At 35.2% G+C, this 14,610-nt stretch carries 13 protein-coding genes; 10 read left to right on the top strand and 3 right to left on the bottom strand.

All coding sequences use genetic code 11. The features are described 5' to 3' along the window. Positions 1 to 8: 8 nt before the first annotated feature. Complete coding sequence (locus MHB74_RS11170) at positions 9 to 605, top strand: hypothetical protein (protein WP_061678435.1); 597 nt, start codon at positions 9 to 11, stop codon at positions 603 to 605. Positions 606 to 701: 96 nt separating this feature from the next. On the opposite strand, the gene racA is transcribed toward MHB74_RS11170, so the two are convergent. Continuing rightward, on the bottom strand, positions 702 to 1,244 hold the full coding sequence (racA, locus tag MHB74_RS11175; protein WP_061678434.1) for a chromosome-anchoring protein RacA: 543 nt from the start codon (positions 1,242 to 1,244) through the stop codon (positions 702 to 704). A 354-nt stretch (positions 1,245 to 1,598) separates the two neighbouring features. Here racA and MHB74_RS11180 point away from each other — a divergent pair, with 354 nt between their 5' ends. Continuing rightward, on the top strand, positions 1,599 to 2,954 hold the full coding sequence (locus MHB74_RS11180; protein WP_061678433.1) for a hemolysin family protein: 1,356 nt from the start codon (positions 1,599 to 1,601) through the stop codon (positions 2,952 to 2,954). Positions 2,955 to 3,086: 132 nt separating this feature from the next. Continuing rightward, positions 3,087 to 4,511: an aldehyde dehydrogenase family protein gene (locus MHB74_RS11185; RefSeq protein ID WP_061678432.1), complete on the top strand. Its 1,425-nt coding sequence runs from the start codon at positions 3,087 to 3,089 to the stop codon at positions 4,509 to 4,511. Positions 4,512 to 4,631: 120 nt separating this feature from the next. On the opposite strand, the gene MHB74_RS11190 is transcribed toward MHB74_RS11185, so the two are convergent. Then, complete coding sequence (locus MHB74_RS11190; protein WP_000247570.1) at positions 4,632 to 5,024, bottom strand: YueI family protein; 393 nt, start codon at positions 5,022 to 5,024, stop codon at positions 4,632 to 4,634. 232 nt (positions 5,025 to 5,256) lie between these two features. Between MHB74_RS11190 and MHB74_RS11195 the strand changes: the two genes are divergently transcribed. Then, complete coding sequence (locus MHB74_RS11195; RefSeq protein WP_081110266.1) at positions 5,257 to 6,390, top strand: BA2291 family sporulation histidine kinase; 1,134 nt, start codon at positions 5,257 to 5,259, stop codon at positions 6,388 to 6,390. Between the two features lie 33 nt (positions 6,391 to 6,423). Here the strand turns inward: MHB74_RS11195 and MHB74_RS11200 are convergent, their stop codons facing one another. Next, positions 6,424 to 7,173: a DUF4397 domain-containing protein gene (locus MHB74_RS11200; RefSeq protein ID WP_061678431.1), complete on the bottom strand. Its 750-nt coding sequence runs from the start codon at positions 7,171 to 7,173 to the stop codon at positions 6,424 to 6,426. Positions 7,174 to 8,160: 987 nt separating this feature from the next. Here MHB74_RS11200 and MHB74_RS11205 point away from each other — a divergent pair. From MHB74_RS11205 to rocR, 6 genes are all read left to right on the top strand, one after another. Then, positions 8,161 to 9,471: an aspartate aminotransferase family protein gene (locus MHB74_RS11205; RefSeq protein ID WP_001205889.1), complete on the top strand. Its 1,311-nt coding sequence runs from the start codon at positions 8,161 to 8,163 to the stop codon at positions 9,469 to 9,471. Beyond that, positions 9,468 to 10,166 (top strand): acetate CoA-transferase subunit alpha, encoded by a 699-nt coding sequence (atoD, locus tag MHB74_RS11210; RefSeq protein ID WP_061678430.1) that lies wholly within the window; start codon positions 9,468 to 9,470, stop codon positions 10,164 to 10,166. Before MHB74_RS11205 ends, atoD begins: the two co-directional genes overlap by 4 nt. Further along, a complete protein-coding gene (locus tag MHB74_RS11215) occupies positions 10,151 to 10,813 on the top strand; it encodes a CoA transferase subunit B (protein ID WP_061678429.1) in 663 nt (220 codons plus the stop codon). The genes atoD and MHB74_RS11215 overlap by 16 nt, the downstream gene beginning before the upstream one ends. A 15-nt stretch (positions 10,814 to 10,828) precedes the next feature. After that, on the top strand, positions 10,829 to 12,097 hold the full coding sequence (locus tag MHB74_RS11220) for a peptidase (protein WP_061678428.1): 1,269 nt from the start codon (positions 10,829 to 10,831) through the stop codon (positions 12,095 to 12,097). Continuing rightward, positions 12,094 to 12,939, top strand: a complete 846-nt coding sequence (gene ablB, locus MHB74_RS11225; RefSeq protein ID WP_061678427.1) for a putative beta-lysine N-acetyltransferase — start codon at positions 12,094 to 12,096, stop codon at positions 12,937 to 12,939. Before MHB74_RS11220 ends, ablB begins: the two co-directional genes overlap by 4 nt. A 98-nt stretch (positions 12,940 to 13,037) precedes the next feature. Continuing rightward, positions 13,038 to 14,423 carry an arginine utilization transcriptional regulator RocR gene (gene rocR / locus MHB74_RS11230; protein WP_081110265.1) on the top strand — a complete coding sequence of 462 codons (1,386 nt, stop codon included), beginning with the start codon at positions 13,038 to 13,040 and terminating at the stop codon, positions 14,421 to 14,423. Positions 14,424 to 14,610 lie beyond the last annotated feature (187 nt).

Raw genomic sequence — 14,610 nt, forward strand, 5'->3', positions numbered from 1 at the left:
GGGGAAATATGTTCCAGCGGGTTCAAACAAAGGAAGAACATTTTTGGTTCGAGCAACTATGGGGAGATTTTTGTGAAGAAAGAAACTTAATGTTCGTAGAACGTAATTTAAATCCATCACGATTTTTATTAATAGAAGATGAACATCATATCGGTACAGTAGAATGTATTAAGTATACGGTACCAGAGCAATCAAATTCTGAGTTTTTCTATCCGTTTTCTAAAAATGATTTAGTAAAAGATTTGAAAAATGTATATGAAATAGGCAAGTTAAGTATTGCGAAAACGTCTCGTGGGAGAGGACACTTCAAAAGACTAACAGCTATTTTATTTATGCATGCATTAGAAACGAAAGCAGAATGGTATATTGCAGCAGTTACAAAAAGAATGTATATGTATTTAGTAACACTTGGTTTTCCAATTGAACCGATAGATAAGCCATTTCAGTTTCATGATACTTTACAAGGTGTACCAGTACGAATTCATGCCCGGAAAGGGGCTACGCATTTGTATTCTTTAAAAGAATTTCGAGATGTAATTCAAGGGAATGCTCATGCACAGGCATTAATAGCAGAATACAGTAAGAATATTATGTTAACCAAATAAAGCGAAATAAATATGTATAATAAAGAGAATGCAATTTTAATATGAAATCATTCTTCATGAAAAAAGACCCTTATTATTGTAATAAGGGTCTAAAAGTTATAATCCAAATATACTAAAAATCATTTTGCGGCGCTTCGGTTTCTTCTCACGTTCATATGTTGGTTTAGTATCTGGAGTTATATATATTGGCTCTTCTTTCTTGAGTGTAGCCTCTAGCTTTTGAATTCGCTCTAACATTTCCTCCATTTCACGGCGATGTTGTAAAAGTTGATACGTAACAACATCATTTGCCTTATCTTGCATCTGTTCTTCCATTCGATCTAGCCTTCTTGTAATTGTGTTTAATTGAGCTGCTAATTGCTCAAAATCATGCGATGATATGTTTTGAACAATTGTATTTACTTGCGTTTTTAATTCTACAACATCGTTTGATGGTGTTTTTGGAGTTGGGTGAGAGTTTGGAGACTGCTCTATTTGTGAAAGATGGTATTCTAACATTCGATCTAGATCTTCTTGTGTGAAAATAAAGTGACCATATTTATTTTTTTCTATCGTAAGATTTAATTGTTGTGCAATCCGGACAACAGCCTTTGGGCTAACACCTAATTTTTTTGCGATAAATGGTGTTTTATATTCCAAAATAATCCCTCCTATATATATCCTGTTGAATGATTTCGATCTATGAAGGAAGTTCCCTTCAAGTGTGACAAAAGAAGTGTGGAATCGGCAAAGAAAGTGTTTTTTCACGAAATGAAGCTATGAAGAATATATCGTGTATATAAAAATGTTTTATCGTAAGATTTAGAATCATTTGACTAAGGGAAATGAATTAGATTATCATAATGATAAATATCTTTTTTATGTATGCATATAATATATAAAAAGGTGGTTGCTAATGTAGAATTTTGTTAGAGTATTAGAATGCTTACTTCACTTGAATAAAATTAAGTAGGAGGTGGCTTCCTTGCTTACAATGTAAGTAAGGAGAAGTATTTGGACATATATAGTATAAGTATAGTGATTGTTTTAATTGCCTTAACGGCATTTTTCGTTGCAGCAGAATTTGCAATTGTTAAAGTGCGAAGTTCACGAATTGACTATTTAATTGCAGAAGGAAATAATCGCGCAACATCTGTCAAAACAGTCATTACAAACTTAGACGAATATTTATCTGCTTGTCAACTAGGAATTACAGTTACAGCTCTGGGGATTGGGTGGTTTGGTAAACCTGCCTTAAAGCAAATGTTTGACACGCTTTTTGTGAATTTGAACATTTCTACTCAACTGGCAGACATTTTTGCTGTAATTTTAGTATTTTTGTTTATTACATTTTTACATGTTGTAATAGGGGAATTGGCCCCAAAAACTTTCGCGATTCAAAAAGCTGAACAAGTGAGTTTATTTGTTGCTAAACCGTTAATTTTCTTTTATCGTATGGCGTTTCCATTTATTTGGATCCTAAATGGATCAGCTCGAATTATTACAAAATTGTTAGGGCTGAAACCACCGAAAGGGCACGATGAGGTTCATTCAGAAGAAGAATTACGGTTGTTAGTTTCAGAAAGTTACAAAAATGGTGAGATTAATCAATCTGAATATAAATATGTAAATAAAATCTTTGAATTTGATGATCGTATCGCAAAAGAAATAATGGTACCTCGAACTGAGATGCATATTATTAGTAAAGAAATGCCTGCTGAAGAAGCTTTGCAAAAAATGTCTCGGGAAAAATATACGAGATATCCAGTTGTAGATGGAGACAAAGATCACGTAATAGGCTTTGTAAACTTTAAAGATATTTTCACAGATTTTGTGCAGCATAATGCAGTAAGTAATAAGAAAGTAGAGCAGTATATTAGGCCAATCATTTTAGTTATCGACTCTATCCCAATACACGACTTATTTGTAAAAATGCAAAAAGAAAGAACGCATATTGCCATATTGATAGATGAATATGGTGGTACATCTGGACTTGTTACAGTTGAAGACATTTTAGAAGAAATAGTGGGAGATATTCAAGATGAGTTTGATACAGATGAACAGCCAGAAATTCAACAAGTTAGTGAAACGAAAACAATTCTAGAGGGAAAAGTGCTTGTTAGTGAAGTGAATACGTTATTAGGTTTAACGATTGATGATAATGGTGTTGATACAATAGGTGGCTGGATTTTAACGAAAAATATAGAAATTGCTGAAGAGGATTTCATTGAAATTGAAAATTATAAGTTTTGTGTGAAAGAATTAGATGGACACTATATAAAGAGACTAGAAGTTACAAAAACTGTAGAATCAATTGTTATGTTAGAAGATGAAAAACAAATTAAATTTCAAGAACAAATTAGTTCGTAGACTCTGCTATATGGCAGAGTTTTTTTGAGCATAATGTTTTTGGCAGTATAAGGGCTATGATACAATGGCATAAGTCATACCTTTCACTAGGTGAAGTATTGTTGTATACATATATTTGGAAGGAGAAGAATTATGAAAAAGCATTTATATATAAATGGAGATTGGAAGTCTGTAAACACGTATAAACCATTATACGCACCATATTCTGAAGAAACGTTAGCGGAAATTGCACAAGGAACGGAAGAAGATGTACAAGAGGCTGTTACTGCTGCAAAAAATGCAATGAAAAAAATGAATACATTATCTGCATATGATCGTGCGACTATTTTAGAGAAGGTTGCACAAAAAATGGATGAAAGAAGAGAAGAATTTGCAGAAATTATTGCAAAAGAGGCTGCAAAACCAATTCGTGCTGCGAGGGGAGAAGTAGATCGTACCGTTCAGACATACAAATTTGCGGCGGAAGAAGCGAAGCGTATATACGGCGAGACACTGCCACTTGATGCAGCACCTGGTGCAGATGGACGTATTGCATACACAATACGAAAACCGATTGGGGTTATAGGAGCTATTACACCATTTAATTTCCCATTAAATTTAGTGGCACATAAAGTTGGCCCTGCAATTGCTGCTGGAAATACAGTTGTGTTAAAACCAGCTGATCAAACGCCATTATCGTCTTACGCATTAGTTGAACTATTTGAAGAGGCAGGATTGCCAAAAGGGGCTTTAAATATTATTTCTGGTCCTGGTTCAACTGTAGGTGAGGCACTAGTTACAAATGATGATGTTGCTTCCATTACTTTTACGGGAAGTCCGAAAGTTGGAATCGGAATTAAGGCAAAGGCTGGGTTAAAGCGAGTTACGTTAGAACTAGGATCAAACGCTGCTGTTATTATTGATGAAGATGTAGAATTAACAGATGAATTAATTGAACGTATAAAATGGGGTGCATTTGTTAATAATGGACAAGTTTGTATTTCGGTACAACGTGTTTTTGTACATGAAAAGAGAATGGATGAATTTCTTTCAAAGCTAAAGAAAGCGATGGAAACAGTTGTTGTTGGTGATCCATTACTTGAAGAAACGGATGTATCGGCTTTAATTTCGAAAAAAGATGTAGAGCGAATTGAAATGTGGGTGCAAGAAGCTATTAAGGAAGGGGCAGCTGTTTTATCCGGTGGTAAGAAACATGATGCAAGGATTTTTGAACCAACTGTATTAACAAATGTTCCAGAGTATGTATCTGTACAGTGCCAAGAAGTATTTGGTCCACTTATGACAGTAAATACATTTAAAGAATTTGATGAAGCAATAGAGCAAGTAAACCATTCACGTTATGGTCTACAAGCAGGTGTATTTACAAATAATTTGTTTAAAGCAATGCGTGCAATTGATGAGTTAGAAGTTGGTGGTGTCATGATTAATGACATTCCAACGTTTAGGGTAGATCATATGCCATACGGTGGTGTGAAAGAAAGCGGCACAGGGCGTGAAGGAATTAAATATGCAATAGAAGAGATGACAGAAATGAAATTAGTGTGTATTAAAAAATAAAGTAGATCGAGCTAAAACATCGTAATAAAAAACGAGTAGGAAATGTTTACGATTCCATACTCGTTTTTTATTGTTTGTTTTACGTTTCTCGATACGATTTCATTTAATCAAGTGTACCTTTTACTTCATTTCTTGTTTGAAAATAGCATCTTCTACATAAATTTGTTCTTTGTCAACAGCTGTACTATGGGATAATACTAAACCGATGGGTGTTTCTATACCTTTATTTTGAACAATTGTAAAAGGAACATTTTTTTCATTTGCTAATTTAATGTATTTTGATAAATGTGGGTAAGCAATGCCACCATTTAGGAATATTTGTAATGATTGAGAAGAGCGCATGCTACTAGCTACTTCAGAATATACATTACTTTGCATTACTTGACCGATAGTTAAAGCGATTTCTACACGCTCACGTAATGTAGTTAAATACATATTACGTTCTTCTGGTTTGTTCTGCTTTTGGCCGTAAATGCCTTCTTGGAGATAATCTTCCACATTTTTATTTACCATATTTTTCACACCTTTCATTTTCTATTGTACGAAAGAATGAGGCAGGATGCAAAAAAAGTCGCATCGAATGTAAAAAAATTGAATGAAAGGAAGGAAAATAGAATGTATCAATCTAAACAATTAATAAAGGCATTAAAAATTTTATCAACACATATTAACAAAATGTGACAATAATCTATTAACGAATCGCATTTTTTGTGTTAATATTCAAAATATAAAGGGTGTTCGTCGTATGGAAATGGAGGGAATGGGGGTTTTTCCAATCGATAAGGATATTAAAGAAGTATTTTGTTCGCACTTGAAAAACAACAGGCACCAATTCGTTGAGAACTGGAAAAACAAAATGATAATTTCCGATAAAGATCCATTTAAACTAGAAGCAGTTCAAAATGGAGAGGATTTATTAGAGTTAATTATCGAACTTACAATGGAAGAAAAAGATATAGATTATCTTCAGCCATTATGCGAGAAAATTGCTATTGAACGTGCAGGAGCAGATGCGAATATTGGAGATTTTGTTTATAATGCAAACGTGGGAAGAAATGAGCTTTTTGAAGCGATGTGTGAATTAGAGGTTAGCGCACGTGAATTGAAACCAATTATGGCTCAAATACATACTTGTTTTGACAAATTAATTTATTATACTGTTTTAAAATACTCGGAAATTATATCAAGAAATTTAGAGGAAAAACAGCAATATATTAACGAAACACATAAAGAAAGGCTGACGATATTAGGGCAAATGTCAGCTAGTTTTGTACATGAATTTCGTAACCCACTTACTTCGATTATGGGATTTGTCAAATTATTAAAGGCAGATCATCCGAGTTTATCGTATTTAGATATTATTTCGCATGAATTAGACCAATTAAACTTTCGGATTTCGCAATTTTTACTCGTATCGAAAAAAGAAATGTGGACGGAATCAGAACAATTTTGGCTTAATGATTTGTTTCAAGATATTATACAGTTCTTATATCCGAGTTTGGTTAATGCAAATGTATCGATTGAAAAGAATTTGCCGTACCCAATTCCGCTTGTTGGTTATCGGAGTGAAGTGAGACAAGTATTTTTAAATATATTAATGAACTCAATTGACGCTCTTGAATCGATAAAAGAAGAACGAAAAATTATCGTTGATGTATTTGAAGAAGATCAGGCAATTCGAATTGTAATAAAAAATAATGGACCAATGATTCCAGCTGAAAATGTAGAAACGATTTTCGAACCATTTGTAACTACTAAAAAGTTAGGAACTGGTATTGGGTTATTTGTATGTAAACAAATTGTAGAAAAACATAAAGGGTCCATCATGTGTCGTTCAGATAACGATTGGACAGAATTTCAAATTGAGTTTCAAAAATAAACAGTCTACACCAAATGAATGGTGTAGACTGTTTTAATTTGTAAGGATAACGGCTTCTAATTTAGGATCCTTCGTTGAATAACCTAAAATTGAAATGGTATAAATGATGTTCGGTTCGACTTTGAAATTCGGTATAGTTAGCAAGACACTTGCATTATCTGCGAGTGAAACTTCAATATCTGCTGTACCAGGGCTAACTTCTAAAAAATCTGTAATTTGTTTAAAGAGTACATTTTCAAATAAATGATCTCCACCTTTTAAACTTACATTTACAACAGGGGTATCCGGAGAAAAATGTGCAAAGCGTATTTTTGCTTGACCAGCTGGTAAATGTGTATTATCAAGCATAGGTTGTAATTGTAGATGATTGTCACTATTTATTGCGGCAAAAGTATAAGAGTGATTTCCCATTATCGGTACTAAAGCTGAAAAGATGGGAGTTTCATTGTCGACAGGAACAATATCTATACGGTATTTACCTTGTACTAATGTTAAATAGGGACTAAATTGTTTAAATGAAATATTTTTAATAACCTTTTGTCCGTTTACTAAAATGTCAACCGCAGGTGTATTGGAGGCTGAGTGAAAAAACCTTATATGTGATGGTAAAGCAGCTTCTTGTGAATCTCTTTTTTCATATGCCTGTACAAGTTTCGTAAGCGCATCATAATATTTCATATATAGTTCTACATATTTTTTCGGATTATGAAATTGATAGTAACGAGCGAGCTGTTCGTAACGTGCAGCTTCTTGTCCATATTTTTCGATTTCAGATTGAGACATGAACATTCCTCCTTTGTCATCATTAACACTATATGCTTAGCAAGAAAGAGGTTATGCAAAAAAGTTGTTTCTAAAAGGAGGAAAGTTGAAAATAAGTAAAAAATATTGCTTATGGTAAGTGTAGTTTAGGTGAACGAGAGTTATAAATTTCTAGAGGACACAATAATATTTCCTCCAAATGAGCTGATGAAGTTCGGATTATGAAATGAAGACTTAAGAGTGAAATAAGTGAAATATCGAAAACATGTCCAAAATTCTTAGAAAACTAGGGATTTTTTAAATTATGGGCGAATACACATACAAAGTGATAATTGTCCTACATAAATTATAAAGGAAAGGTAATTTGAAATTGAGGAAAGGAATGAAATATTGGGATGGGGATATCCCGCAAGGATTTGTGAGTGGAGTTATGGACGATTTTGTGCTTTAGGCTGTAGGATGAAATTTGAATTTGTAATGCTATTGTTTCTATTTACGTTAGCAAGTGAAGGTATTAACTGATAAAAGAGCGTCGTGCCGAACTGATTAATGTGGTTAATCGGTTCTTTTTTTAATGTATAAAACGGATGATGATGTATGTGAAATCTTGGTTTCTTTAAAATAATTGCTATGCATTTAGTGGGATTAATTGTCGAGATTTGTTTGAAAATATGCAATATAAAGTAGGAGAATAGGAAGGAGTTTAAAGGGAGTTTCGTCGAAGTTTACACAATGTCGGCAATTGAAGGAAGCTGACATTATGTTAAGAAAACATGTAGTGAAACATTTATTTTATATAAAGGAGGGTTAGTTGAGCGTATAAATAAGGGTTGGTCTTCGAATTTAGTTCTGAATTTTCTGTTTTTAAAGTTGATATTAAGCACTCATTTGTATATTTTATAATAGTTTTTTGATAAAATCACTGCTTTCGCAGAGGGTTCTTTTTTTATGAAAGAAACGTCAATTTTCTTCATATATATATACAAATTGGAGAAATGGGGGAGCGCTATGCGCGATTACTTAATTAAACCACTTGTTGGTCAGCCGTATCCAATGATTTCACATGGAAAAGGTGTGTATTTGTATGATCAAAACGGAAATAAATATTTTGATGGCTCGTCAGGGGCAATTACGGCAGGTATTGGGCATGGCGTAAAGGAGATTGCGGACGTTATCAAAAAGCAAGCAGAGGAGATTGCTTTCGTTTATAGATCACAGTTCACGAGTGAACCAGCTGAAAAATTAGCGAAGAAATTAAGCGATTTAAGTGTAGGAGATTTGAACTGGAGCTTTTTTGTGAATAGTGGTACGGAAGCAAATGAAACAGCTATGAAAATTGCAATCCAGCATTTTCAAGAGCGAGGTATTCAAGGGAAACATAAAATTTTGTCACGATGGATGAGTTATCACGGTATTACGATGGGAGCCTTATCAATGTCTGGGCATCCACTGCGCAGACAACGTTTCGTGTCAATTTTAGAAGATTATCCAACTATTCCAGCTCCATATTGTTTTAGATGTCCGGTGCAAAAGGTATATCCAACTTGTCAGCTTGCTTGTGCGACTGAACTAGAAAGATCAATTGAAAGAATTGGTGCAGAACATATCGCAGCTTTTATCGCTGAACCGATTATCGGAGCAGCTGGAGGCGCAGTTGTCCCGCCGAAAGAATATTATAAAGTTATTAAAGATATTTGTAGTCATTACGATATTTTATTTATTGCCGATGAAGTAATGACTGGACTTGGTCGTACTGGTGCTTGGTTTGCGATGGAGCATTGGGGTGTAGAACCGGATATTATGACTCTTGGTAAAGGTTTAGGAGCTGGATATACACCGATGGCAGCGACGATTGTAAGTGACCGTGTTATGGAGCCAATTTTACGAGGATCACGTTCAGTTATGAGTGGGCATACGTTAAGTGCAAATCCATTATCAGCAGCAACAGCTCTAGCTGTTATTGAGTATATGGAGAAACATAATCTACCTGAAAAAACAGCAGAAAAAGGAGAGTATTTAATAAAAGGACTACAAAAAGTTCAGCAACAATCGACAATCATTGCTGATGTACGCGGAAAAGGTTTGCTGATTGGAGTAGAATTGCAACCGTTTACAAAGGCGTCAGAACTTATTTCGGTTGCAGCTAAAAATGGTCTTCTTTTATACCAAGCTGTTTCAGGGCAAGCAGGAAAAGAAGATAGTGCACTGCTTGTAGCACCGCCAATGACAACTACATATTCCGAGTTAGATGAATTACTTTCAATTTTTGCAAAAAGTGTAGAAGAAATGATGCAAAAAGGAGGGCATAGTATCGCATGACAACTATTACGAATACATTCGGTAAATTAAAAGAAATAGAGGAAGTAATTTCTTTGTTCCACGATGATATGACATTAATGTTTGGAGGATTTGGGGGGATTGGATCCCCTCCATCTTTAATACAGGCGATTTTAGAAAAAGAAGTTACAAATTTAAATTTAATAGGAAATGACACGGGATTTCCTGATGTAGGAATCGGTCGTCTTGTTACGAATGAAAGAGTAAAATCATTAGTTACCTCACATATTGGTTCAAATCCAAATGCAGGAAGACAGCTAAACGAAGGAAGGTTACAAATCGAGTTTTCCCCTCAAGGAACATTAGCAGAGCGTATTCGCGCTGGTGGTGTAGGACTTGGAGGCGTAATAGTTGATGTAGGTGTTGATACAATTGTAGAAGAGGGAAAACGTACAGTTGAAATGAATGGTAAGACATATTTAGTTGAAACAGCATTAACTGCTGAGGTTGCAATTGTATATGCGAAAAAAGCGGATCCGTTTGGTAATCTTGTGTTTGATAAAAGCGCTCGTAACATGAACCCTCACGTAGCAATGGCAGGGGATATAACGATTGTAGAAGCAGAGGAGATCGTTCCACTTGGAAGTTTAGATCCAGAAGAAATTGTTGTCCCAGGAGTATTTGTAAATTATATCGTACCGTCGGAAGGAGTGAATTGGAAATGGGTATGGGCGTAGAAGTGAGAGATAAGATTGCTAGGCGTGCAGCGAAAGAAATACAAAATGGTATGATTGTAAATTTAGGTATTGGTATACCATCGCTTGTACCGAATCATCTTCCTGACGATATAAACGTTATGTTTCATGCGGAAAATGGAATTGTAGGTATGGGACCTACGCCAAGCAAAGGGAATGAAGACGAAAATTTATGTAACGCAGCAGGTTTACCGACTTCTCTAATTACAGGAGCGAGTTATTTTGATAGTTGTACAGCGTTTGGGATGATTCGAAAAGGTTTATTAGACATAACGATTCTTGGTTCATTACAAGTAAGTGAGAATGGTGATTTAGCGAACTGGATTGTCCCAGGAAAACGCGTTCCAGGTATTGGGGGAGCGATGGATTTGGCACAAAAAGCGAAGCGGGTCGTTGTTGTAATGAATCATGTCGATAAATACGGAAATGCAAAAATTGTTTCGGAGTGTACGTTACCATTAACTTCAAAGAAATGTGTAGATTTAATTATTACGGATATGGCAGTTATGGAAGTGACGGAGGGTGGACTCATTTTACAAGAGTTAATGAGCCCATACACAGTGGAAGATATAAAACAACATACAGAAGCTGATTTCAAAATTGGCTCTAACTTACTAGTAATTGAATGAAGGGAGATGTAATATATGGAGCAATTAAAAAAGAAAATTTGTGATTATATCGAGAGTCATGAAGAGGAAAGCGTAAAATTTTTAAAACGATTAATTCAAGAAAAGAGCGTATCTGGTGATGAGAGTGGTGCGCAGGCAATTGTGATTGAAAAATTACGTGAGCTAGGTTTAGATCTAGATATTTGGGAACCATCCTTTTCTAAAATGAAAGATCATCCTTATTTTGTATCACCGCGTACAAGTTTTTCAGATAGCCCGAACATAGTGGCAACCCTTAAAGGAAGTGGCGACGGAAAATCTATGATATTAAATGGACATATTGATGTCGTACCAGAAGGAGATGTGAATCAGTGGGACCATCACCCTTATAGTGGTGAGCAAATAGGGAATCGTATATATGGTCGTGGAACAACGGATATGAAAGGCGGAAACGTCGCACTAATGCTTGCGATGGAAGCCATTATTGAATCTGGTATTGAATTAAAAGGAAATATTTATTTTCAAAGTGTAATAGAAGAAGAAAGCGGCGGGGCAGGAACATTAGCGACTATATTACGAGGATATAAAGCGGATGGTGTCATTATTCCAGAACCGACAAATATGAAGTTTTTCCCGAAACAACAAGGGTCCATGTGGTTTCGTCTACATGTGAAAGGCAAAGCAGCACATGGTGGAACGCGTTATGAAGGAGTAAGTGCAATTGAAAAAAGTATGTTTGTTGTAGATCATTTGAGAAAATTGGAAGAGAAGAGAAATGGTCGAATTACAGATCCATTATTTAAAGGAATCCCGATTCCAATTCCAATTAATATTGGGAAAATTGAAGGCGGGAGCTGGCCAAGTTCTGTTCCTGATTCGTTAATTTTAGAAGGAAGATGTGGTATTGCGCCGAATGAGACTATAGAGGCAGCAAAAGAAGAGTTTGAGAATTGGATCGCTGAATTAAATGATGTGGACAAGTGGTTTGTTGAAAATCCTGTAGAAGTAGAATGGTTTGGGGCGAGATGGGTACCTGGTGAACTAGAAGAAAATCATGAGTTAATTACGACACTCGAGCATAACTTTGTTGAAATCGAAGGGAACAAACCGATTATTGAAGCGTCTCCTTGGGGGACTGATGGTGGTTTATTTACACAAATCGCAGGCGTACCAACGATAGTATTTGGTCCAGGAGAGACAAAAGTAGCACATTATCCAAACGAATATATAGAAGTTGATAAAATGATAGCTGCCGCAAAAGTTATTGCATGTACATTACTAGATTGGTGTGAGGTGAAAAAATGAAATACTATGAATCTTTTAGCGAACAGACGAATGGCTATACAGTAGAAGGCGTTGTAGACTATTTTAATAAACGTATTCGAGTAGACCACTACACAGGAAATATTGAGAGGATTGTAAAAACAATTGACGAATTAGCAGAGAAGCATTCTTTCACTAAATGTATTATTAAAGGAAAGGGAGAGCATGTTTCTACATGGCTCTCTTTCGGTTTTTTATTGGAAGCAACAATACCGCATTATTTTCAAGGTCATGATGCATACTTCTTCGTGAAATTTATTAATGATGAAAGACGAAATAGTATTCATTGGGCTGAGGAAGATACCATTTTAAGCGGAGTTAAAGCAAAAGAAGTAAAGGAAAAAATAGTTCCAGAGAAATTTCTATTAAGAAAAGCGACCGAAGAGGATGCGGAAGAATTAGCGGTCGTCTTTGGAAAAGTATTTGAAGTTTATCCGACTCCTTTAAACGAAGCAAGTTATGTAAAACAAACGATGAAAGAAGACGATACAATATACTATGTGTATGAATTCGAGGGAAAAATAATTAGTACAGCATCTGCAGAAATGAATATAAAAGAAGGAAATGCAGAATTAACGAATTGTGCTACGTTACCCGAATATCGTAAGCATGGGTTTATGAAAAGTTTACTAATTAAGTTAGAAGAAGAACTGCAAGAAAAATCGATTTTCTGCTCCTATACAATTGCTCGATCACTTTCTTTCGGAATGAATGCGGCCTTTCATCAGTTAGGTTATACGTATACAGGAAGACTGGCGAACAATTGCTACATTTTCGATAAGCTGGAAGATATGAATATATGGGTGAAAGATTTGTCTAAATAGTACGGTATAAAAATAGAACGGAATCGTCATGCTTATAATCGCATATAGGTATGCCGGAAATTCGGCACGTGATTGCTGAATTTTCGGCAAAAGGGGGGATGACATTGCTAGCAGTTTCGACACAAGAAGTCATTGAAGCGATTTTGGGCAGTATTGATGAGGCTATACACGCAGTAGATGAAAATGGTATTACAATTTTTTATAATACAGTAGCTGCAAAACACGATGGATCAAAAATTGAAAAAGTGTTAGGTAAACATTTATTAGAAGCGTTTCCTTCTTTATCTAGGGAAACAAGTACGTTGATGAAAGTGCTAGATACAAAAAAGCCAATCGTTCATCAAGTGCAACATTATCAAAATTTAAATGGGGAAGACATTTGTACAGTAAATACGACGTTACCTATTTTTATAGATGGAAATATTGCTGGGGCTGTTGAAATTGCTAAGGATTATTCCACAGTTCAAAAACTTACGGATACAATTGTCGATTTGCAGTCGAAAATAAAGCGGTCATCTAGAAAAAAAGCAATTAAAAAGCATATTGCATTTGAGACGATCGTGACGAATGATGCTCGGTTTAAACAGACGAAAGAATTAGCACAAAAAGTAGCCCCAACGGATGCAAATGTTTTAATATATGGGGAAACAGGAACAGGGAAAGAGCTATTTGTACAAGCGATTCATGAAGCTTCTAAACGGAAGAACAAGCCGTTTATTGCACAAAACTGCGCAGCTTTGCCAGAATCGCTATTAGAAAGTTTATTGTTCGGAACGACGAAAGGTAGCTATACAGGGGCAATTGAACGAGCGGGATTATTTGAACTTGTAGATGGAGGGACATTGTTTTTAGATGAACTGAATTCAATGCCACTCGATTTACAAGCGAAAATGCTACGTGTATTAGAAGATGGTGTTATTCGTCGTATTGGTGATAATAAGACGAGAAAAGTAGACGTTCGCGTTATTACCGCAATGAATCAGCCACCAGAAATATGTTTAAAAGAGAATAAAATTCGCACTGATTTATATTATCGATTAAATGTCTTTTCATTATATATTCCGCCGCTCCGTGAAAGAACTGAGGATGTATTATTATTAGCGTCTTATTTTTTGAAAGAATATAATAAAAGTTATAAAAAAGGTGTACTTCAAATGGATAAGGAAGCGAAAGAACGACTAGAAGCTTACCAATGGCCTGGAAATGTTCGGGAGTTAAAACATACGATTGAACATGCTGTCATAATTGCAGAAGGTAATACATTAACAGCCAATTGTTTACCGCGTATATTTCGGAAAGAGAATCTTCCGAAGAAGAGGAGCATATTGCCTCTTAGAGAAGCACTTCATCAAACGGAAAAAGAATTAATAGATCAAGCGTTAATTGAAACGGAAGGGAATATACTACAAGCTGCAAAAATGTTAGGTATCCCTCGTCAAACGCTGCAATATAAGCTGAGTAAGTACGACAAAACCGCCGAATAATTGGCGGTTTTTGTGTATTTGCACCAATAAAAGAGCGTTTACATATATAAAAAGTAATGAATATGATAGTATGTATGGATTTCATACAATGCTTAAAAATATTTTTTTGCTTATGTAATAGCGTTCTCCGTACATTTACTTATCAATAATGTAAAGTTGGCATAACTATTGCTTATATAAAGGGTGA

Origin of the sequence: Bacillus sp. FSL K6-0069, from assembly GCF_038007785.1 — a bacterium.
Taxonomy (GTDB): domain Bacteria; phylum Bacillota; class Bacilli; order Bacillales; family Bacillaceae_G; genus Bacillus_A; species Bacillus_A mobilis.